The sequence below is a fragment of the Aquimarina sp. AWH4_224 genome (assembly GCF_056160245.1).
Window position 1 is genome coordinate 1 of record NZ_JBSWWU010000023.1, and the last position, 25,025, is coordinate 25,025.

The following is a 25,025-nucleotide window of genomic DNA, read 5'->3' on the forward strand; positions in this document are numbered from 1 at the left end:
TTGGTTGGAAAAATTTGCCACAGATGCACCTGTTGTAGAAGTTCCAACTGATTTTGATAGGAATGCAGAAGATGACCGGGAAGGAGGAGAAGTGCTCATTCAATTTACAGAAGAAGAAACAAACGAGCTTAGAAAAATAACAGAAGAACAGCAAGTCACTATGTATATGGTGTTAGTATCCGTATATGTGCTACTATTACACAAAATCAGTAACCAATCTGATGTGACCATAGGTACCGTTTCTTCAGGACGTCAACATGTTGATCTGGAGCATATGCTCGGTATGTTTGTAAATACAATCCCTGTTCGTTTCAAAATAAATCTGCAAGATAATTATACCGATTTTTTACAATATGTAAAATCAAATATTCTCGATTGTTTTAATCACCAAGACTTTCAATACGAAGATTTAATAGATGAATTGAAACTAGAGCGAAACTCTAACAGGAATCCTTTATTTGATAACATTTTTGCTTTCGAAAATTCTAGGGATCAAGTACTGAAGTTAGAAGATTTGCAGGTCTCTCCATTTTCTTATGAACATAATATAGCTAGGTTTGATCAAACTTTGATGGCAATCGAAGAAGAAGACACCATTACTTTAAGTTTTGGATACGCAGCTTCTTTATTCAAAGAAGAAACGATCCAGAGGTTTGTTCAATATTACAGAAGAATAGTTGCAGAAATTGTTCAAAATCAAGAAAAACAGATAAAAGATTTTGATATACTTCCAGATAGCGAAAAGAAAGAGTTGTTGGTTACTTTTAATCAATCTTTTGATACGTTTTCTGAAACAAAAAATATCCTAGAATCCTTTCAGGAGCAGGTACGTAAGTACCCGGATAATGTAGCAGTTGTATGCAATAAAGAACAACTTACTTACAAGCAACTGGATCAAAAGACAAATCAATTAGCAAGATTTCTGGTTAATAACGGCGTCAACAAAGGAGCACTAATTCCTTTTTGTATCAATCGATCACTGGATATGGTTATGGCGATACTAGGGATTTTGAAGACAGGAGGAGTATATGTTCCTATTGACCCCAATTATCCTGAGGATAGAGTAAAGCATATCCTAAAAGATATTGATGCAACAATCGTATTGGTTGATTCAACATTCAACTTGGATTTGGGAATTGATCAACTCAATTTGGAGCAATTGTTTGAGAGCGAAATCGCTTCTTTTTCTCAAAATCCTATTGGGATAGAAACCGATTTAGAAGATATAGCATATGTAAACTATACCTCGGGAAGTGTAGGGCTTCCAAAAGGAGTGTTGGTAAAACATTCTGGAGTAGTTCGTTTATTGGATTTAGAAGGTATTACTTTTGATACTTCTACAACAACCCTTCAGTTATCTTCTATTGCTTTTGATGCGGCTACATTCGAACTTTGGATACCGCTATTGAAAGGAGGAACTTTGGTGATGTATCCGCAGAAATATCTCGATATCGAATTGTTGAATAACATAATTAAGAAAAACAATGTAAATACGATTTGGTTAACATCGGGATTGTTGGATCAATGGTGTAAAAGTGATATATCAGATTTGAACTTGAAATATGTAATATCCGGGGGAGATGTAGTACATCCTGGTTCGGTGAAGGCTGTTTATGATAAGTTGCCTAACGTTGTGATGTATAATGGTTATGGGCCAACAGAGAATACTACGTTTACTTGTTTTTACAAAATACCTAATGATTTAGATCTGTATACCTCAATTCCTATCGGTAAACCTATTGCGGGTACAAAAGTATATATAGTTGATGAAAACTTAAACCTGGTTCCCAAAGGTGCTGTGGGAGAGCTATTAACTTCTGGAGTAGGGGTGTCCAAAGGATACATAAATAATCCTGAGCTGACCAAACAAAAATTCATCAAAAACTTCTTTGATCCTAAAGAAAACAACACCTTATATAAAACTGGGGATCTGGTAAGATGGTTAGGAGATGGAAATATTGAATATATAGGAAGAAAAGATAAGCAAGTCAAAATTAGAGGGTATCGCATTGAATTAGATGAGATTGAAAATAACCTTTCACTGTACGACGGAATAATAGATGTGATTGTAGCAGCAAAAGGTGAGGCTCAAGGTAAAACCCTAGTTGCGTATTATACAACTGAACAAGAAATTGACACGGCAGAACTACGTAGTTATGTATCGCAAAAATTACCAGATTACATGGTACCTTCATTTTTTGTTGAACTAGATCAACTACCTCTAACTGTAAATGGCAAAGTGGACAGAAATAATCTGCCAATGCCCGAAATTAAATTGGAGGAAAATCACCAAGAACCATCCAATGCTTTAGAAGTGCAATTAAGAGGGTTGTGGTCTGATATTCTGGGTGTTAAAGAAGAAGTGTTGAGTGTTGCTAAAAGCTTTTTTGAACTTGGTGGACACTCGCTCAAAGCAGCCATTCTGGTAAATAGAATAGCGCAGGAATTAAAAGTGAAAATATCTCTTAAAGACATATTTGTATATCAAAATATTAGACAATTAGCACAATATATTGCAGAAAAAGATACCACCACTTATATCGAAATTCCAAGAGCGGATAAGCAGGATTATTATCCTCAATCTTCTACACAGAAACGGGTATATTTCATGTATGAGTTTGATAAAGAATCCCTTGCTTATAATATGCCTAGTGTTTTCGAATTAACGGGAGAACTGGATAAAAAACGGCTGCAAGAAGCTTTCAAGAAACTCATCGATCGTCATGAGATTTTAAGAACAAGTTTCATGATCAAAGAGGGACAACCTGTACAATATATAAACGACAACGTTGATTTTAAGATCGAATATCATGATCATCTTAATGCTGATGTAGATGAGATTGTGTCTAATTTCATAAGACCATTTGATCTAGTAATAGCTCCTCTATTGAGAGTTGGTTTAATCACACGTGACTCATCCGATCATATATTGATGCTCGATATTCATCATATTATTAACGATGGAGTTTCTCAAGGAATTTTGATGAGGGATTTTATCAACTATTACAACGGAAAAGATTTAGAAGAACTGCAAATTCAATATAAAGATTATGCAGTTTGGCAACAGAGTGAAGAACAAAAACAAAATATTGAAAGTCAAAAAGCATTTTGGAAGAATGAATTTGTAGAAACACCTGAGGTATTAGAACTACCAATAGATTACTCAAGAGTATCAGATAAAGTCAATAAAGGAGCAGGATTGAATTTCTTGCTAAATTCTGAGGATAGTAAAAAACTCAGAGAAATTGCTCAAAAAGAGAATGTGACCACATTTATGTTGTTCTTATCTTTTTATTACATTCTGCTGAATAAATTAACAAATCTTGAAGATGTAACCATTGGTACAACGGTGGCAGGACGTCAGCATACCGATATTGAAAATATGCTAGGAATGTTTGTAAATACCATTCCTTTGCGAAATTATCCGAATGGAAGTTTACAGTTTGTCGAGTTTCTTGCAAAAGTTAAAACGAGAACCTTGCAGGCCTTGGATAATCAGGAAATCCAATACGATGATATCGTTGATGAACTCAAATTAGATCGAGTAGCTGGTCATAACCCTTTGTTTGATGTACTTTTTGTATTTGAGCAATTTGAGGATAATGTTTTAGAAATTCCTAATCTTTCTTTGAGTCCATATCAAAGTAATCATGCAGCTTCCAAATTGGATTTGATGTTGTCGGTAAAAGAAGAAGGAGATCAGTTTTTTGTGTATTTCGAATATTCCACAAAATTGTTTAAATCGTCAACTATTGAGAGGTTTAGCGAATATCTTCAAAAGATCATCTCATCTGTAGTTCAAAATGAGGGTATCAAATTATCCGATATAGATATCTTATCCGAAGGAGAAAAGCTCCTTTTATTGAATGACTTTAAAAGCACTCCGGTGATCAATGAGACTGGTGATTCGATCATTAGTCTTTTCGAAAACCAAGTGAAAAGGGATCCGGATAAGATTGCTTTGATCTTCGAAGAGGAACAAATTTCGTATCGGGAGCTAAATGCTTTGGCTAATCAAGTGGCGAAGAAAATTATTCAAAAACAATCTAAAACAAAAAGCAAGGTAGCACTTTACTTTGATCCTTCTATCCAGATGATAGCATCAATTTTAGGGGTGATAAAAGCAAATAGTGTATATGTACCTCTTGCTCCTTCAGCACCTGCAGAACGAAATGCATATATCCTTAAGGATTGTCAAGCTGATCTGGTGGTTGTACAGGAGGGATTGTCTGCAGATGAAAATTTTAATCAGTTATCTTTTGATAAAGAACAAATTATTTGTTTTGATCATACCGAAAAAGAAGATGGTGAATTTCCTGAAACAGGAACGAGTATCCAAAAAAATAAGGAAGATCTATTAAACGTTATCTACACTTCTGGTACTACCGGAAATCCTAAAGGTGTCGAAGTAAAAGAAAAAGGAGTATTGAACTATATCTGCTGGAGGATTCAAAAATTTGGATATCATCCAGAGGATGTTACGTTACAGTTATTTCCTTATATTTTTGATGCATATGCTACAAACTTTTATACCAGTCTCCTTTCTGGAGCTACTATGGTTCTTGTTTCCGAAGAAAATAGAGTAAATCCAAAACATATCGTAGATACTATTAAAAAAGAAAAGGTTACTAATTGTTGTACTACGCCTGCGATTTATAATGCCATATTAGATGAATTAAAAAGCAGTGAAAATATGGAGCAATTACGTTTCATAGGAGTAGGGGGTGAGCGCCCAACTGATAAGCTGTTGGAGAAATCAAAAGCAATATTACCTCACGTTTCGGTAAATAATGAATATGGTCCTACAGAGTCTTCGATTGCGGTTACCTATAACAATGGTATAAAAATAGGTGATGGAGGGATCATAGGTAAGCCTATACCGAATACTGAAATTTATATTCTAGGTAAGAATATGGAGCTATTACCTATTGGAGTACCTGGAGAATTATTTATCGGAGGAGTAGGTTTGGCCAAAGGCTATTTGAACAATCCCGAGTTAACCAAGGAAAAATTTATGGATACCGAGCTTTTTAATGCTGTGCGATTGTACAGAACTGGGGATATGGCCAAATGGCTTCCAGACGGTAATATAGAGTTTATAGGTAGAATAGATAATCAGGTAAAAATACGTGGATTTAGAATTGAGTTAGGAGAAATAGAAAATCAACTATTAAAACATCCTAACATTGAGGAAGTCACAGTAATTGTGGTTGAAAAAAATAATGACAAACATTTGATCGGTTATTTTGTAGGAACAACGGAGTTGGATAGGTCAGCATTAAAGACCTTTCTTCAAAACAAGTTGCCAGAGTACATGATTCCTCCTTTCTATGTTCAGCTAGAAGAAATTCCATTAACACCTAATGGTAAAATAGATAAGAAAAAACTACCGGATTTTGAAATTGAAGTTGGAGAGGATTACGTAAGTCCCAAAAATGAAACACAAGAACGATTAGTTAAAATCTGGAGTGTAGTACTAGACCTGGTTCAAGACGTGATAGGAATCAAAACTAATTTTTTCGAGATCGGTGGAAACTCTATAAAATTGATGAATATGGTGAATTTAATCAATGAAGAGTTTGAATATGAAATTTCAGTAGTCAACGTATTTGAATTTCCTACTATCGAAGCACTTTCCAAGATCATAGATCAAAATATAGGACAAACAAACGATACAGAGGATGAACAAGAAGACGTTTCATTCGAAGAAATTAACTCTACATTGGATCTATTTGACATAGATGATGAATAATTAACCGCAAAAAAAGAACAACCCCATACAACTAAACGGGGTGTTTGTGGATGATTATAAAATAATCAACATTCTAATATTTAATAAAACAAAATCAAAGTTGTTGGCCACTTTTATTGGGGAGGTCAACACATATACTGGTATTCATAACTGGTATTTGAATCAGAAAAAATCTCATTATGAATTTAAGAAATGACAAAAAAATAGAAAACGAACTTACTGGGCTAGAAGTTGCTATTATTGGATATGCCGGGAGATTTAATACGTGTAAAAATGCAGAAGCCTATTGGGAAAGTCTTTCAAAAGGAGAAGAAACGTTTACCATTTTTGAGGATGATGAGTTAAAAGCTTTGGGAATAGCCGAAGAACTTTTCCAAAAGGAAAACTATATCAAATCAAATGGGGTTTTAGGGAATAAAGATTGCTTTGACGCAGGTTTTTTTGGTTACACTCCTGCAGAGGTCAATGTGATGGATCCCCAAACCAGAATTTTTCATGAAATTGTTTGGGAAGGACTGGAAATGGCTGGTTATACACCTTCAAAAACAAAAGGGAAAATAGGATTGTATGCTAGCGCCAGCAATAACAGCATATGGCAAAGTATGGTCATGTTGGATGGAAGCAATAAGGTGAATGCTTTTGCTTCGGGATATTTGGCGGATAAGGATTTTATGTGCTCTTTGATTTCTTATAACTTAAATTTAAAAGGACCGGCAATGTATACACATACGGCTTGTTCTTCGTCTTTGGTGGCAGTGCATCAAGCAGCAAGAGCACTACAAACCGGAGACTGCCAGATTGCGGTTGCGGGAGGTGTTTCGGCATCGTTATTAGATGCGGGAGGATATGAATATCATGAAAACCTCATTTTATCACCCGACGGGCATTGTCGCGCCTTTGATGCCGAAGCGAAAGGAACGGTAAACGGTGAAGGCGGAGGCGTGGTAATTCTAAAGAGATATAAAGATGCCGTTCGAGATAATGATAAAATATATGGGATTATCAAAGGAAGCGCGATCAATAATGATGGAAATGATAAAATTGGATATTCTGCGCCAAGCGTTAGTGGTCAAAGAAAAGTGATTCAAAACGCTATTAAAATAGCAAGAGTTGATCCCAATTCAATTTCTTATATAGAGGCACACGGAACAGGGACAAAATTAGGAGACCCTATCGAAATAGATGGTTTAAAAGAAGCTTATAAACAAGATGATTCCATAAAAACTGCTATTGGATCTGTTAAAACCAATATTGGACACCTAGATACCGCAGCAGGAGTAGCTTCTCTAATCAAAGTGTTGCTAATGATGGAAAACAAAAAGATTCCTGCTAGTCTACATTTCAAGAAGCCTAATCCAAATATTGATTTCGATAAATCTTCTTTCTACGTAAATAATGAATTGAAACCATGGGAAAGTAATTCTAATAAACTAAGGGCAGGTATTAGTTCTTTTGGGATAGGAGGTACTAATTGCCATATTATTGTGGAAGAGCCTTATGAAGAAAAGAGTTTAGACATTACTACCAATTATGAATATGCTATCAATTTGTCTGCTAGAAATACGAATAAGTTAAATGCGCTGCGTTCGGATTTGATCTCATTCTTGCAAAAGAATGAACACCAGAACTTAGCCGATATATCGTATACACTCAATTGCGGAAGAGCAGATATGCCAGTAAGAAAGTCGTTTACAGCAAGAACAGTAAATGATCTGATTTCAGAGCTGCAAACGCCGGTTAATGAGGTGAAAAATCCTACGGCATATAACAAATGTGCTTTTGTTTTTTCTGGTCAGGGATCTCAATATTTAAATATGGGTAGACAATTGTATACCAAACATGAGATTTTCAGAACATATTTGGATAGCTGTTTCAAATTGATAGAAGAGTATCACGACATTGACTTGAAAGTAGAGTTGTTCAAATCCGAAGAGGCAAACGATATCAAAATCAATGAAACTTTGTATACCCAGCTTGGGTTGTTTTCAATCAGCTATTCACTTGCACGGTTTTTGATCGATTTAGGAGTTCAACCTTCAGCGCTTATTGGACACAGTATCGGAGAGTATGCTGGGGCTGTAATTGCTGAAGTGATCAATTTGAATGATGCTATACAAATTATTGGGAAGAGAGCTAAATTAATGCAACAAGCCAAAAGAGGAGCAATGTATGCCGCTTTTGCGAATGAGGAAACGATTAAGGAATTGTGTCCTGAAAGTATCTCTATTGCCGCAGTAAATTCTGATGAGCTAACAGTAATTTCTGGCGATACCAACGAAATAGAACAATTTGTCTCCGTTTTAAAATCAGAAAATATATACACCAAAAAACTAAAAACTTCACATGCTTTTCATTCTTCGATGATGGATGGGGTATTGGATGAGTATTCGGAGTTTCTAAATGATTTTACTTTTGGAACACCAAGAATTCCATTAATTTCTAATCATAACGGAGCGTTTTTTGAAGAACCAATCGATGGGAAGTATTGGAGTAAGCACCTAAGAAATACAGTCCATTTTGCTAAAGGAATTCGAACATTGATTGATCAGGGGTATACTAGTTTTATAGAAATAGGGCCCGGAGATCAATTAACTAAATTGATCGATCGCATAGCTAAAAAACAAGAGAACGTTGTAACAGTAGATCTATTAAACGCTGCAGACGAAAAAAATCAAAACGATGCTTACTTTATCAAAAAGGTTTCTGAAATATGGAAATTGGGAACTACCATAGATTGGCAAGAATTGTATAAATCCGAAAACGCGAAAAGAGTATACTTACCAACCTATCCTTTTGAAAAGACGAGATTCCCTTTAAAATTTAATTTAGAGAAGTTGTTGAATGGTTTAAGTAATCCATCCAATGGTGTTTCCCAAAACGTAGATTTAGAAATGTCAAATTGGCTATTTACGCACAGATGGGTGAAAAGTTCAATTTTGAATGTTGACATCTCAGATGTAGACAAAGAGCAAAAGCTTTTGGTATTTAGCGATAATAGAGGTTTAGGAAGCAGAATAATTAAGGAATTCAACGCAGCGGGTTATGATCAAATCATTGAAGTAGTTGAGGGAGATGTTTTTGAACAAATTAGTCCGATCAAGTATACCTTTAACTATAATGATTTGGAATCTTATAAATCTCTGTTTGAACAATTAAAAAGTAATGGAAATAATCATTTTTCGGGAATAATTCATTGTAAAGGTGTAGATAGTATTCCGGAGACGGAAAACCAATTACAAAATGCCCTAAATCGTGGATATTTGAGTCTTGCATTTTTGGCAAAAGAGCTACTAAGTAATGGTTTTAGTAATGATATGGACTTTACAGTAATTACGGGGGAAACCACAAAAATAACTTCAGAAGATAAAGTGAGTCCTTTTAAGACGATGAATCTTGGGGCATTAAAAATCATCTCCACAGAATACGACAATTTGAATTGTAAAATGATCGATTTGGATGTAGCAGAAATGGAGAGTCCAGAGTTCGATGTTCTGCAGATTATTAACAATGAAATTGCTCAAAAAGAGAAAGAAGATATCATAGTCTCATATAGACAAAAAGAAAGATTTATTTACTCCATAAAAAAGCTAGAAAACAAGGAGGAAGAAAATATTCGTATAAGAGAAAATGGTTGTTACCTGATCCCTGGAGGATTTGGCGGGATGGGATTCTCGATAGCCAAAGATATTGCTGAAAACGAAAAGGCAAACTTAGCCTTAATAACCAGAAGAAAGTTCCCAAATGAAGACGAATGGAATGATTGGTTGAAAGTGCATGGAGAAGAGGATACCACAAGCAAAAAGATATTAGAAATTCGAAAAATGCAGGATACTGGGGCAAAAGTTATGATCCTAAGCGCAGATGTTTCGAATTCTCAACAAATGGCCGAAGTAGTGCAAGAAGTAAAAAATGAGTTGGGAAAAATAAATGGAGTTATTTGGGCTGCTGGAGTAATAGATTATGATGGAGTGATCCAAAATAGGGACACTCAAAAATTTATTGCCAATATAAAATCAAAAGTACATGGGCTTTTAGCACTAGAAGAAATACTAGATTTCGAAGAACTGGATTTTGTAGCTCTTTTCTCCTCTATTGGTAATCTGTTTTACAAAGGAAAGTTTGGTCAGGTAGCCTACAATGTTGCCAACGAGTTTTTTGATGGTTATTCACAAGGGTATTCTGGAAAAGGTAATGTTTTTACCATAAATTGGTGTGATTGGAAAGAGGTAGGAATGACGGTAAAGGCAATTTCTGATACTCATGAAAAAACAGATGCAGAGATTGATGTATTGATTGAAGAAGGGTTAACTCCCAAAGAAGGGGTAGAAGTATTTAGAAAAAGTTTAGCCAACTCTAGTTCAAATATTATGATTAGCAAATCTGATTTGATTAAAGATTTCAATAGTCATAAGCTTGGTGAAGAGGATTCTTATGCCGGGATCGGTGAAGAAATGGACCAAATTGTTTACGAAAGGCCAGATCTAACCACTTCTTACGTAGAACCTACTACTGAATTAGAAAAAACTTTAACCAATTTATGTTGTTCGTTATTTGGAATTAATAAAGTTGGAATTGATGATGACTTCCTAGAATTAGGAGGAGATTCTTTGGCGGCAATTCAATTTATCAACCAGATAAAACAAAATCTAAATGTAAAGATTTCGTTGGAAGAGTTTTTTACGCATCCGACAATGAGATCCTTTGCAGAGGTTATAGCGCTAAAACAAGAAGAAACCAAAGCAAAACCTGAGTTAGTAATCAAAGAAGAGGCTGATAAGACAACTTATCCGTTACTTCCTTCGCAAAAAAGGATGTTTATTCTCAATAGGCTTTATCCTGAAGAAACCAATTACAATCAAGTTTTTATTTTCAAAGCAGAGACCTTTGACACAGATCAATTGCAAAAAGCTTTTGAACAATTGATCCAAAGACATCAAGTATTACGGGCGTCTTACCAAATTGTAGAAGACGAACCTGTTCAAAAGATACATCAAGACGTTACGTTTACACTCGAACAATTTTCAATAGAGAATGATCAAGAATTTGATGAGGTAGCAAAAGGATTTCAGCGTCCATTTGATTTGAGTACCGCCCCACTTTTAAGGGCCGCAAAAGTTTCCAATAGTACAGGTAAAGACTACTTGCTAATCGATATTCATCATATCATCTCTGATGGTAGATCCAATCAAATTCTTTTGAATGATTTGATGCGAATTATAGAAAATAAGACCTTAGAAATGTTGGATAAGGATTTTACGTCCTATGTAGAGTACTTTCATTCAGAAGAGGTTCAGCAAGAATTAAAAGAAGAAGAACAGTATTGGAAAAACAGATTTGAAGATTATACCTCGTCTACTGGATTAATTACTGATTTTCCAAGGCACCTCGATAATGACAAAAAAGGAGACTTTTACAGTTTTACCATTGATGCAGCATTATCCAAACAAATCATAGCGTTAGCAAAAAAAGAGGGCGCTACACTGTTTACGTATAATTTGGCAATTTTTTACATGCTCATGTCAAAACTGACAGATGAAGAAGATGTTGTTGTTGGTACTACTCACTTGGGGAGAAACCTGGCTAATTATGATGATGTAATGGGTATGTTTATTGAAACCATGGCATTGAGAAATAGTGTTGATTCGAAATTGGAGTTTAGAGAATTTCTTAGCAAAGTAAAAGAAAATGTGTATAGAGATTTTGATAACAGAAAATATCCTTTTGAAAATCTAGTGGACCAATTAGATGTTCCAAAAAACAGGAATAGAAATCCACTTTTCGATGTTGTCTTTTCATCCGATGATATAGGGGATAGAAGTGCATCAAAACCAGAGGAAAATACACTGCAACTCGAACGAGTGGAGCAAAAAAACAACAAAGTTAGTTTTGATATTCTGTTTACTTTTAGTCAAAGAGAAGAAGGGTTGACATTTAGTTTTGAATACAATGCAGATTTGTTTAAGAAAGAAACTATTGTATTGTATGGTGAGTTCTTTAAAAACCTATTACAAGTAGTGGTTAACAAACCGGAAACACCTATAGGTAACATCAATTTGACTACTGCTGATGGAAAACAAAGTGATAAGAAAGCAAATGATCCGATTTCCAAGAATTGGAAAGACTCTGATCATATATTTAATATCATTCAGGAGGCATCAAAATTAAGAAAGAATGCCGTTGCTATCGAAGATTCTGGTAAGACTATGACTTACGAGGAGTTAATGAAGAACGTAGATAAACTTTCATATTACTTAAAAGAAGAGTGCAATATACATACAGGTGATGTTATTGCATTATACAATTCGAGATCATCTGACCTGATCATTTCTATTTTGGCGGCTATGAAAGCAAGAGCTGTTTTTGTTCCTATTGATATTTCTTTTCCAGAAGAAAGGGTAAATTATATACTAAATAATTCTGGAGCAAAAATGATTCTGACCAATACAGAGCAGATGTTCAATTTACCGTTTTTTGAAGGCACTGTATTTGCGTTAGATGTACAGATGGAGGCTTTAGAAGAGGTAGACCCAGAACCTTTTAATGGGGATATCAACGATTTGGCGTATATATTATTTACGTCGGGTTCTACTGGATACCCAAAAGGAGTTAAGATTTTACAAAAAGGATTGAGCAACTATGTACAGTGGGCGAACCGTTATTATTTTGAAAATCAAGATACTTTTGATCTGCCATTGTTTACATCGATATCTTTCGATTTTACATTAACTAGTATTTTTTCACCATTATCCAGAGGAGCATCAATTAGTATTTATGAAGATGGGATTTCGGTGGATAAGAGTCTGAAAGGAATTTTTCTTTCCAACCTAAGGGCTATCAAGGCTACTCCAGCGCACATCGATCTATTAGGATCGTTAGGATTAGAAAATACGAATATAGAAAAAGCCATACTTGGAGGTGAAGCATTGCTTCCTCATCATGTTTCAATATTGAAAAAATTAAATCCTGAAATGGTAATTTTTAATGAGTATGGTCCAACAGAAGCTACAGTTGCATGTAGTGCTTCAAGAATCACCCAAGAAAATGAGCCAATTACTATAGGTAAAGAAATAGATAACACAAAGATTTACATTTTGGATGATAATATGAATGTGTTACCGAATCAGGTTCCAGGAGAAGTTTATATTTCGGGAGATTCTCTTGCTCAGGGATACCTAAAAGAAGATATTACCGAGGAAAAATTCTTAACACTTCCAGAAAACGAATCCATTAGGGTTTATAAAACCGGAGATAAAGGTTTCTACAACAGTTCAAATGAACTCATTTTCCTAGGTCGTATTCATAATAATGAGCAGGTCAAAATTAGAGGGTATAGAATAGAACTAAAAGAAATTGAAAATGTATTGTGTCTCCTTGAAGAGGTAGAAAGAGCTGTTGTATCTGTCAAGCGCTTAAATGATGAAGACGTATTAGTTGCTTACTACATCGCTCAGAATGAAATGGATGAGCAAAAAATCAGAACCTTTTTGATGAAGTACCTCACTCAACAAATGATCCCAGCATTTATATTGCATTTGGATTCCTTACCACTAACCACAAACGGAAAGGTGGATTATGGAGCACTACCAGTCCCGGAAATTTCTAAGCAAGAAACGTACTTACCTCCTGTTAATGAAACAGAGATCAAATTAGTAGAAATTTGGGAAGAAATTCTTGGGGTAGAGAAGAATATAATTGGTATTAATGATAGTTTCTTCGGTTTAGGAGGAAATTCATTAAAAGTGGTGCAATTGAGTCAAAAAATTGAAAATGAATTTGGCGTATCCATTCCAGTTGCAGAACTATTCGATTATGATACGATTAGCGCTGTGATCAAGAACTTCTTTTCTACGGATACCAAAGACACTACTTCTACAGAAACTGAAAACTTACATGATTTATCGATCGATTTGATGCGTAAAATCAACAATTAAGTAGTACCCAAAAATAATTCAACATAGGTAGATATAAGACGTAAGCAATGATTTGAAATCGTTGCTAGAGATTTAATATGCTAATATTAAAAGGGAGTCTGACAAAAATAATTCTAAGAACACATAAATCTTTTTAAAGTGAAGGCGGATAAAAAAAATGAATATACTGGTTTAGAAATCGCGGTAATAGGGATGTCCTGCAGATTTCCGGAAGCTAATAATATTAATGAATATTGGAAAAATATCAGTGAAGGAAAAGAGTCAATTACCTTTTACAGTAATCAAGAACTCATAGACTCTGGTGTGCCAAAAAACCAAGTAGAAAATAAAGATTATGTAAATTCTAATGGTGGAGAAATATCTGACAAATTTGGCTTTGATGCAGAGTTTTTCAATTACACAGTAGATGAGGCAATGTTATTGGATCCTCAAATACGTTTGACTCATGAAAATGTATACAATGCTCTTCTGGATGCGGGTTACCCTGCGTCAAAATACGAAGGTAAAATCGGATTGTTTACGGGAAGTTCTCCAAATCCCTTGTGGGAAGTTCTCTCCAAAATCTCGGATGTATCGTCCAAAGTTGGAGAATGGTCTGCTGCTCACTTTATAAATAAGGATTTTGGTTCCACATTAGTATCTTACAAGTTAGGATTAAAAGGACCTAGTATTAATGTTGATACGGCTTGTTCTACATCTTTGGTGGCTGTCCATATGGCTTCCAGATCCATTCTTTTGGGAGAGTGTGATATGGCAGTGGCAGGAGGAGCAACAGTAAGCGTAAGTAAAGAAAAAGGGTACTTGTATGAAGAAGGGTTGATCGCCTCTCCAGATGGTCATTGCAGACCTTTTGACTTGGACGCTCAAGGAACAATTTTTGGAGAAGGTTCAGGGATGGTTGTCCTAAAAAGATTGGATAAAGCAATAGCAGATAATGATCATATTTATGCAGTAGTAAAAGGTAGTGCCATCAATAATGATGGAGATAGAAAAGGAGGATATACGGCACCAAGTATTCCAGGGCAGGTAGATGTAATACAAAGCGCATTAAATTTTGCCAAAGTTGATCCCAATAGTATTGGATTTGTTGAAACTCATGGTACAGGAACAAAACTAGGTGATCCTATAGAGATCAAATCTTTAAAAAAGGCCTACAACACCCAAAAAGAAGAATATTGTTATTTGGGTGCTACAAAAGCTAACATAGGTCATCTTGATGCCGCAGCAGGAATTGCTGGTTTTATTAAAACTGTGCTGGTATTGAAAAATAAAACGATTCCTCCTTTAGTCAATTTCAGTGCTCCTAACCCCATGTTAGAATTGGATCATTCCCCATTTTTGATCAGTAATCAACCAAAGGAATGGAAGTCTAACACCATGCGAAGAGCTGGTGTGAGTTCCTTTGGAATTGGAGGAACAAATGCACATGTTATCTTAGAGGAGTTCTCGAATAAGGAAAGCAATGAAAAAATAGAAAATGAAGAGCATATCATTGCAATATCTGCTAAGAGCAAAGAAGCATTAGAGGCCCAAAAAAGGACTTTAGCCGAATTTATAAAAGAAAATAGGACACTCCAACTAGCGAATGTAGCTTACACTTTACAAACGGGAAGAGAAAATCTACCCTTTAAAGCAGCATTCGTTTGTGAAGAGAAATCAGATCTGATAGAGGCTCTAGACACTAATAAATTCAAGGAAGTAACCTCTTATTCAAAAAATCAAAAAGTATTTTTTGCATTTCCCGGTCAAGGAATGCAATACGTGGATATGGGTAAAGGCTTGAGACAGAAAGAACCTGTTTTTGATGCTGCTCTTACCCAATGTTTTGGCATTCTAAAGGAAATCACAGGAAAGGATTTTGAAACGATTTTATACAGTGCAGAAGGCGCAGAGGGTGATCATATCAACCAGACGGTGAATAGCCAACCGATTTTGTTTAGTTTTCAATACGCAATGGCACAACTTTTAAATTCATGGGGAATAAAAGCAGATGGATTTATTGGTCATAGCATTGGGGAATACGTTGCAGCATGTTTGTCGGGAGTTTTTGACCTCAAAGAAGCTCTTCATATTGTTTCCAAACGAGGAGAATATATGCAATCAATGCAAGAAGGGCATATGTTGGCGATAAATGCAGATTGGAAAGAAATTCTAAAAATCAAACCAGCTGCCCTTTCTTTTGGGTCAATCAATAGCCCCGATCACTTCGTACTTTCTGGAGACAAAAAAGAGATTGAAAATTTTTCAAAAGAAATCGCTGACTTAGAATTACAGCATAATATCTTGAAAACCTCGCATGCTTTTCATTCGCCAATGATGAGAAAAGCGGCTGCGCAATTAAAAGAAGAATTATCTAAGGTTACTTTACGTCAACCTAAAATTCCTTTCATCTCCAATATCACTGGTAATTGGATTTCAGGACAGGAATGTCAATCACCAGATTATTGGGCAAAACAATTAGAAAATACAGTGCAGTTGGATAAAGGAATTTCTACACTGCTAGAAGCCAAAGAAGCTGTTGTAATCGAAGTAGGCCCAGGAAATTCATTAACTACGTTTTTTAAGAAAAATAACGCTTTTGCGAACAATCATAAAGTTCATAATCTTACCAGACATGTAAAAGCGACTAATGTAGGTGATTCAACATTTTTGACTAAGAAAATAGCTGATTTATGGTTAGATGGAATAACCATAGATTGGAATGCACTTTATCCAAATAAAAATATTCAAAAAATTCCTCTTCCAGGATATCCATTCGTTCGTAAGGATTTTATATTAGATCCAAACCTGTTGACAAACTTTTTACAAGGGAATACTGCGCTTAATGCTGAGTATAAAAAAGAGGTAAAAGATTGGTTTTATCTTCCTTCATGGAAAAAAAGAGTGACTCTGGAACAACCTCAGAAGAGTGAGGCAAATTGGTTGGTCATTGGTTCGAAAAAAGAGACCATTATTCAATTAGCCAAATATATACGTCCTTATTGTAAAGAGGTGAGCTTACTAGTTTTGGGAGATGATAATACTGCAGTATCAGAGAACGAGGTTATTCTTAATGTTGATCAAAGTAATAAAGAAGCATATACAGAAGTTCTGAAACATCTTGATACCGAAACACCATTACATATTCTGGATACGACATTCGTTGATAGTTGGGATAATAACTTCTCTTCAGACGAACTTATTAATACTGCAGCATATACCCATTTATTACAGTTGGTAAAGGGAATAACTAAGTTCACTCAAATCCCAGAAGTATACTTAAATTATGTGACTAACGAGAGTTTCAATGTTTTGGGGACAGAGAATTTGAATGTAAAAGAATCAATTGTACCTGCGGCATTAAAAGTAATATCACAAGAGTACTTCCATATAAGATCAAAAAATATTGATGTTTCTATTTCTGATACCTCAGAGGTTGAAACTTTATATCAACAAATATGTGATGAGGCTATGGGATATACCAATTCGACTACTGTAGCCTTAAGAGGAAAACAAACCAGATGGGAGCCTTGTTATGAAAAGCTTTTTATCGACTCAGATGTGGAGTCGAATAACGCATTAAGAATTGATAAAGATGATGTTTATGTAATCACAGGAGGATTAGGAAATGTAGGATTTGTATTGGCAAAACATTTATGTGAGATAGGAGCATCAGTAGCTTTGGTTGGTAGAACAAAAATTAATGCGAATGGGAATCCAGAGGATAAAGTAAAATCTGAAAGATTTGAATATTTGAAATCATTAAATAACAAAGTTATTTATATTTCAGCAGATATTACAGGGTTAAACGCCTTTGAAAATGCCATTGAAAAGATTGAGGGACAACTAGGTAAAATAGATGGAGTATTTCACTTATCCGCAGCCAAAATTGATCATAGCCAGGAACATCTAATCCAATATGTAAATCCTGAAAATTGTTTAGAACAATTGGCCCCTAAGGTTGATGGTGTAAATAATATTCAGCAGGTTTTTTCCAAACGATCTCCAAAATTTGTAGCCTTATTTTCTTCTATATCTTCTGTTTTAGGAGGTATAGGGTATTATGGTTATGCTTCTTCAAATAGTTATTTGGATCGTTTTGCTGAAATCAATAATGGAAAAGATAATGTACGTTGGGTAGCAATCAACTGGGATGGATGGGCCGTTTCTGAAAATGGAGAAGATGAAAATGCAACGAATGCTATCACTGCGGCCGAAGGAATTGAGGTTTTTAAACAATTTGATAAGATATTAAATCATAATCAGGTAATAGTATCGGTTATCGATTTAGAACATAGATTAAATAAGTGGGTGCTCAAGATAGAAGAAGATTCAGAAAAACAAACTGAAGTCCCAAAATTGAGTAGACCAGAGTTGGTAAATCCAATGGAGTTGCCTAATGATGAAGATGAAGAAAAATTATCCGAAATCTGGAAAGATCTATTTGGTTATAATGAAATTGGAGTTAATGATGATTTCTTCGACTTAGGAGGAGATTCATTAAAGGCAATGCATCTGATCAATGGGATTAGAACAAAGTTTAAAAAAGAAATCTCCTTGTCCGATTTCTTTAACTCACCTACGATTGCAGCTATTGCAAAGCTTGTAAAAACTGGAGAAGACAATACAGAAGTAATACCACAAGTTCAGGATAAAGAGTTTTACGCTCTGTCTTCTGCACAAAAGCGACAATACTTCCTGTATAGTTTGGATAAGAAATCCTTGGTATACAATATGCCAAAGGTAGTTCGTATACAGGGAACCCTGGATCAAAAACATTTGAAAAAGGTTTTTAATAAGCTTTTACAAAGACATGAGATTTTACGCACGTACATCGAGCTGATAGAAGATGAACCAGTTCAAAAAATTTATGAAGATGTAGATTTTAAACTTGAACATTACCAAGGAAAAGAAAAAGACCTACAAGCGATTTTAAAGCAATTTGTAAGACCTTTTGATCTAGAGAAAGACGTATTGTTGAGAGTGGGATTAGTAGAAATGGGAAAAGAAGATTTCTTCCTTCTAGTAGATATCCATCATATCATTACCGACGCAGTTTCTCATGGAATTTTAATACATGATTTCATGAAGATTTATGGTAATGAAGAGCTTCCTGCGTTAAACATTCAATATAAAGATTATGCAGAATGGCAGCAAAGTGATGAACAACAGCAGAAAGTGGCAAAACAAAAAGAGTTTTGGCTTCAGGAATTTGAAGGAGAGTTATCCATACTTGAGTTGCCATTAGATCATCAAAGACCTATACATAAAACCAATGAAGGGAATACCGTTGAGTTCTCTATTAACGAAGAAACAACGAATCTCCTGAAGAGTTTGGCAGATAAAGAGGGAACAACTTTGTTCATGGTTTTACTGTCGATTTATAATGTTTTACTAAGTAAACTTAGCAACCAAAATGATATCGTAGTTGGTACGCCCGTTTTAGGTCGTTCCCATAGTGATCTTGAGAATGTAATGGGAATGTTTGTAAATACAGTTGCGCTCAGAAATTATCCGGAAGGAGAATCGAGATTCATTGATTTTTTAAAGGAGGTTAAAGAAAGAGCGCTAAGATGTTTTGATAATCAGTCCTTTCAATATGAGGATTTAATAGAAGCATTAAATATTGAACGAAATTCAGGCCGCAACCCTTTATTCGATGTTTCATTTTCTTACGAAAATGTTGAGGTTTCAGCGTTGAATATTGAAGGTTTGCAAATTAGTAGCTATGATAATGGGCATAAGACTGCGAAGTTTGATTTAGCCCTAACGGTTGGGGAGTCTAAGAATATGTTACATCTCAATTTTGAGTATGCTACAGATGTATTTATAGAAAGTACTATCAAAGATTTTAAAGTTTATTTCAACAGAATAGTAGAAACTATTGCAAATAATAGTGAAATCAAATTAAAAGATATCCAAATCTTAGACCAAGAAGAGGAAATACAACTTCTTAATGCTTTGGATAAAACCGAGGTCTCATTTCCGGAAAATGAAACAATCTGTTCCATTTTTAGAGATCAAGTGCAGAAACACCCCAATAGAGTTGCTTTAGAATTTCAAGAAGAAATATTGACTTACAAAGAACTGGATGATCAAAGTAATCAATTGGCTTGGGTTCTTCAACAAGAAGGGGTTGGCCCTAATTCTATTGTAGGTGTGCTAACCGATCGTTCTCATGAAACGGTAATAAGTATGTTGGCTATTTTAAAAGCTGGGGGAGCCTATTTACCAATTGATATAGATTACCCCAAAGAGCGTATTGATTATATGCTAGAAGATAGCCAGACCAACATCGTAGTCACTAATCAAGAGGGTTATGAGGTAGCTGACAAGATTAAGGTGGTTTTATTTAGCGAAGCGTTGCAAAAGTCAGAAAATACAGAGCCTTTAGCAACACTTCATCAACCAAACGATTTATGTTATATCATTTATACATCTGGTACAACAGGGAATCCTAAAGGTGTAATGATTGAACATAAAAATATTGTTAGACTGTTTTTTAATGAAGAGCCATTGTTCGATTTTAATGAAAATGATGTTTGGACGATGTTTCATAACCATTGCTTTGATTTCAGCGTATGGGAAATGTATGGAGCTCTTCTTTTCGGAGGAAAATTAATAGTTGTTCCTAAAATGGTTTCTAAAGATCCTAAGGCGTATTGGAATGTTATTTCTAATAAAGGAGTTACCATCGTTAATCAAACTCCATCCGCGTTTAATAATCTCATTGAAGCTGACGCCAACAGTAATACCACTATTCCTGGTGTTCGGTATGTGATTTTTGGAGGAGAAGCCCTGAAACCAGGGAAATTGAAAACTTGGTATCAAAAATATCCTAACACCAAATTAATCAACATGTTTGGAATCACTGAAACCACGGTTCATGTTACGTTCAAAGAAATAGGCTTAGAAGAAATTGAAAATGGAATAAGTAATATCGGTGTACCTATCCCAACCTTATCTGTTTATATCCTTGACAAAAATCTACAAATGGTTCCTCAAGGAGTTACAGGCGAGTTATTCGTAGGAGGAGACGGTGTAGCCAGAGGATATCTCAATAGAGAAGAGCTGACAAACACCAAGTTTATTTCTAATCCTTATAAACCCAATGAACGTTTGTACCGTACTGGAGACCTTGCACGATACCTGAAAAATGGAGAATTAGAGTATATAGGACGAATTGATAATCAGGTGAAGATAAGAGGTTTCAGAATAGAAATCGGAGAGGTAGAAAATCAGATTTTGAAATGCTTTGCATGGGACGATGTGGTAGTTGTTGTAAGAAAAGACAAGTTAGATAATAATACGTTGTGCGCCTACTTTGTATCAAAAGAAACAATGGATATTGCTAAGATCAGAACGCAATTATCAGGAACACTACCAGATTATATGATACCATCTTACTTCGTGCAGATGGATACATTACCACTTACTTCCAATGGAAAAATAGATAAGCGAAAATTGCCAGAACCAATAATTGAAGATACAAGTGTATTTAGAGCGGCGAGAAATGAATTCGAAGAAAATATGATCTCCATTTGGTCAGCAGTGCTTAATGTGGATGAAATAGGAATTGATAGTAATTTCTTTAATCTTGGAGGAGACTCTATGATTGCGATTAAATTGGTAAATCGGATCAATAAAGAATTGGATGTAAAACTACAAATTGCAGATTTATTCGTTTCCCAAACAATCGCCGGGATAAGCGAAAATCTTCAAGAAAATCAAAGTTATAGTCTTGACGAAACCGAAATCGAGAAAATTAAAATTGAATTCGAAACATACAAGAATGAACTTCTTGAAAACACATTAGTAGATAAGATAGATGAGGTAGAAGATATTTATCCCGCAACAGATATTCAAAAGGGAATGATTTATTATTCGATGCTCGATCAAGGGCTGTATCACGACCAAATGGTACATATACTACATTATCCAAAAAACATCATAGATAATTTAGAGGAGGCTATCAAATTGCTGGTTAAGAAGCATTCAATTCTTAGAACAGCCTTTTATCAAAGTAAGGAAGAATTACTACAAGTTGTTTTTAAAGAAGCGGAGTTAAATATTACTCACTTTGATATTTCATCAGCAAAAAGAAATGAACAACAGCAAACTATTAACGATGTGCTAGTTGAGGATAGAAAACATCCTTTTTCAATTAAAAATCCTGGGTTATTTCGCTTTTTGGTATTTGACTTAGGAAATGATTCGTATTGCATTTGTTTTGTTTGTCATCATGCGATTATTGATGGTTGGAGCGATGCTAATTTCAATACAGAATTGAATAATGTTTTAATCGCTTTGAGTGAAAATTCAGCGTATGAACTAACTCCATTGAAGAGTAGTTACAAAGATTTTGTGATAGAACAAAACTGGATATCAAAGAATACTGAGGTTAAAGAGTTTTGGAAAGAAGAATTAGAAGGGTACAAAAGGTTTTCTTTTGATTCGGTAGAAGATAAGAGTGAGTTTAGACTCTGGGAAGAAAAGTTAGATGCAAATGTATTGTCAAAACTGAAATCGAAATCGAAAGCATCAAATATCAGCCTGAAAAACTTGACTTTTTCTGCATTTTTATACGCACTTAGTGCCTTCTCGTACGATGATGATTTGACAGTAGGAATGGTAGCTAACAATCGCCCAACAATCGAAGATGGAGATAAAATTTTAGGATGTTTCCTAAACACTATTCCGGTAAGATTCAATATACCTAATGATAAAACTTGGTTAGAGTATGTAGGTTTGGTAAATACAAAATTAAATAGCCTGAAAAGGTTTGATGCGCTTGCATTTTCCAAGATAGTAGCGTTGCTTCAGGAACCATTAATTGATCAAAATCCAGTTACGGATATACTTTTTAATTATACTGATTTCTATGTGTATAACGATTTTGAACAATCTACGATTGATAGAGAGGATAATACTCAATTGGATCAAATCGAAGAGCTGGATAGTGAGTTTTTTGGGACAGGAGGGGTTCGTAATAATTCTTTGTTTAATTTAAATGTAGATAAAACAGGAGAGGATTTACAACTTTCTTTAACCTATGTATCTAGTTTCGTTTCTGAAGAAGCTGTAAAAGATTTTTTTAAATATTATAAAAGAACACTTCAATGTATTGCTGAAGATGGAGCTCAAAAAATGAGCAAGAATGATATTATGAGTGATGAAGAGCGAGAAGAGTTGTTGTACTCTTTTAATGCTACAGATGTAAATTATGGCGAAGCTGATAGTTTTCTATCATTGTTTGAGGCTACTGTAGCTTCTGATCCAGATCGTATTGCATTGGTTTATGAAGGTGAATCTATTAGTTATAAAGATTTATGGGCCAAGGTAAATCAATTTTCGAATTATTTGGTGGCGCAGGGGGTTGGTCGTTCAGAGATCATCCCAGTATGTTTGACGCGTTCTTTGGATATGGTTATCGCTTTACTTGGGGTAATGCGTTCGGGTAATGCTTATGTTCCTATCGACCCTAGTTATCCGGTTGATCGTATAGGTTATATCGTAGATGATATTGCAAGTCCATTTCTTATTGCAGAAGATGCTACTTTTTCTTTGGTATCTTCATTTGATTGTACCGTTTTGAATATAGATACTGATCGTTCTGTGATCTCTTCGTTGGATCCAGAGTTTGATATTTCTATTTCGGGAGATGATTTGTGTTATGTGATTTATACTTCAGGTACAACGGGTAACCCAAAAGGAGTGATGATTTCTCATAAAGCATTACATAATCTTATCTGTTCGGTAATTGATAGATTGTCTATAGATGCTTCAGTGTCTTTGCTTAGTGTTACCACTTACAGTTTTGATATTTCTTGTTTAGAGTTTTATATGCCATTATGTGTTGGCGGTCGTTCAATTATAGGTAGTGATGTATCTGTTCAAGACCCCAGGGTTTTACAGGATTTAATACGTTCAGAATGTCCTACACATATGCAGGCGACCCCTTCACGATGGCAGATGTTATTAGATTCGGGATGGGACAATAGTACAGGTGTCACCATTTTGAGCGCAGGAGAAGCTTTTTCTTCGTCCTTACGAGATCGATTGGTTTCGCTTTCGGGAGCTCCGATATGGAACTTGTATGGTCCTACAGAGACTACAATTTACTCTACCGCTTGCTTAGTACCTTCAGATGGTTTGATCACCATAGGTGGTCCGATAGCCAATACCAAGCTTTATATATTAGATGAGCATTTAAATTTGGTACCACAAGGTGTTAGTGGAGATTTGTACATATCAGGATTGGGATTATCCAAGGGGTATTACAATCGTCCTACTTTGACAGAGGAGCGTTTTGTAGAGAATCCACATCGCGTTTTAGGTCATGAGTTGTTGTATAAGACAGGAGATGTAGGTCGTTGGTTGTCTACAGGAGAGATTCAGTTAGGTGGTCGTATAGATGATCAGATCAAGTTACGAGGATATCGTATTGAGCTTGGCGAGATCGAGAGTACAATAGTGAGCCATCCTGCTATTAAATCGTCTGCTGTTCGGATGAAGGAGTTATCGGGCGAGAAGTATTTGCTAGGGTATTATGTTACCACTGGCGAAGATGTAGAGGTGTCAGACCTACGTTCTTATCTTCAAGATCGATTACCAGATTATATGATTCCATCATATTTTAAGGAGTTGGATATTCTTCCGATGACGCCCAATGGTAAGATTGATCGTAAATCTCTTCCAGATTTTGAGATTGAGGCGAGTAGCAGTTATGAGGCTCCGAGTACAGCTACAGAGGAGCGCTTAGTTTCGATATGGTCAGAGGTTTTAAAATTGGATACATCGATAATAGGAACTGCTACAAGTTTCTTTGAGTTGGGAGGTAATTCTATTAGAGCTGTACATGTTATCAATCTCATTGAAAAAGAATTTAATATAAAAATTCAATTAGGGAACTTTTTTGATGAACCCACCATAAAGGATATAGCAGATCATATCATTATCGCGTCGATGTCCAAAAATGCAAAAAGAATTAATAACGAAGAGAGTAAGATCACAATCTAAATTTATGAAGAAGTTTCTTATAAAATTGGCGAAGTTAGATATATCGCTAACTGCCAATGGAGATCATCTAGATATTTATGATCCCAAAGGTCATTTAAATGAGGATTTGCTTTCTTACTTGAAAGCAAATAAAATAGAAATATTAGAGGAGCTAAAGCAATTACAAGGACAGGAAGATTTTGCGCCTATTCCCTTAGCTCCCCAGCAGTTGTATTATCCTTTATCATCTGCCCAGAAGCGTTTGTATTTTTTGTATGAGTTTGATCGTTTATCCTTGGCCTATAATATGCCACAGGTTGTTCGCTTGCAAGGTTCTTTAGATGTTTCTTTGTTAGAGTCTAGTT

General features: G+C 35.2%; 4 protein-coding genes. All 4 read left to right on the forward strand.

Translation table 11 applies throughout. From position 1 onward, the window contains the following. Positions 1–5,752: amino acid adenylation domain-containing protein (locus tag ACXAGJ_RS24060; RefSeq protein ID WP_474843647.1), on the forward strand; the 5,752-nt coding region annotated here is incomplete at its 5' end. 179 nt (positions 5,753–5,931) lie between these two features. Beyond that, positions 5,932–13,683 carry an amino acid adenylation domain-containing protein gene (locus ACXAGJ_RS24065; protein ID WP_474843649.1) on the forward strand — a complete coding sequence of 2,584 codons (7,752 nt, stop codon included), beginning with the start codon at positions 5,932–5,934 and terminating at the stop codon, positions 13,681–13,683. A gap of 138 nt (positions 13,684–13,821) precedes the next feature. Further along, entirely contained in the window at positions 13,822–24,681 is a 10,860-nt protein-coding gene (locus ACXAGJ_RS24070; RefSeq protein WP_474843651.1) for an amino acid adenylation domain-containing protein, read from the forward strand. A gap of 4 nt (positions 24,682–24,685) precedes the next feature. Continuing rightward, positions 24,686–25,025, forward strand: a 340-nt coding sequence (locus tag ACXAGJ_RS24075; RefSeq protein WP_474843653.1) for a TubC N-terminal docking domain-related protein, incomplete at its 3' end; no start/stop codon positions are given.

Bases quoted from the DNA above. Each gene is read 5' to 3' on its own strand.
- ACXAGJ_RS24065 (WP_474843649.1), top strand. From the start codon at position 5,932: ATGAATTTAAGAAATGACAAAAAAATAGAAAACGAACTTACTGGGCTA.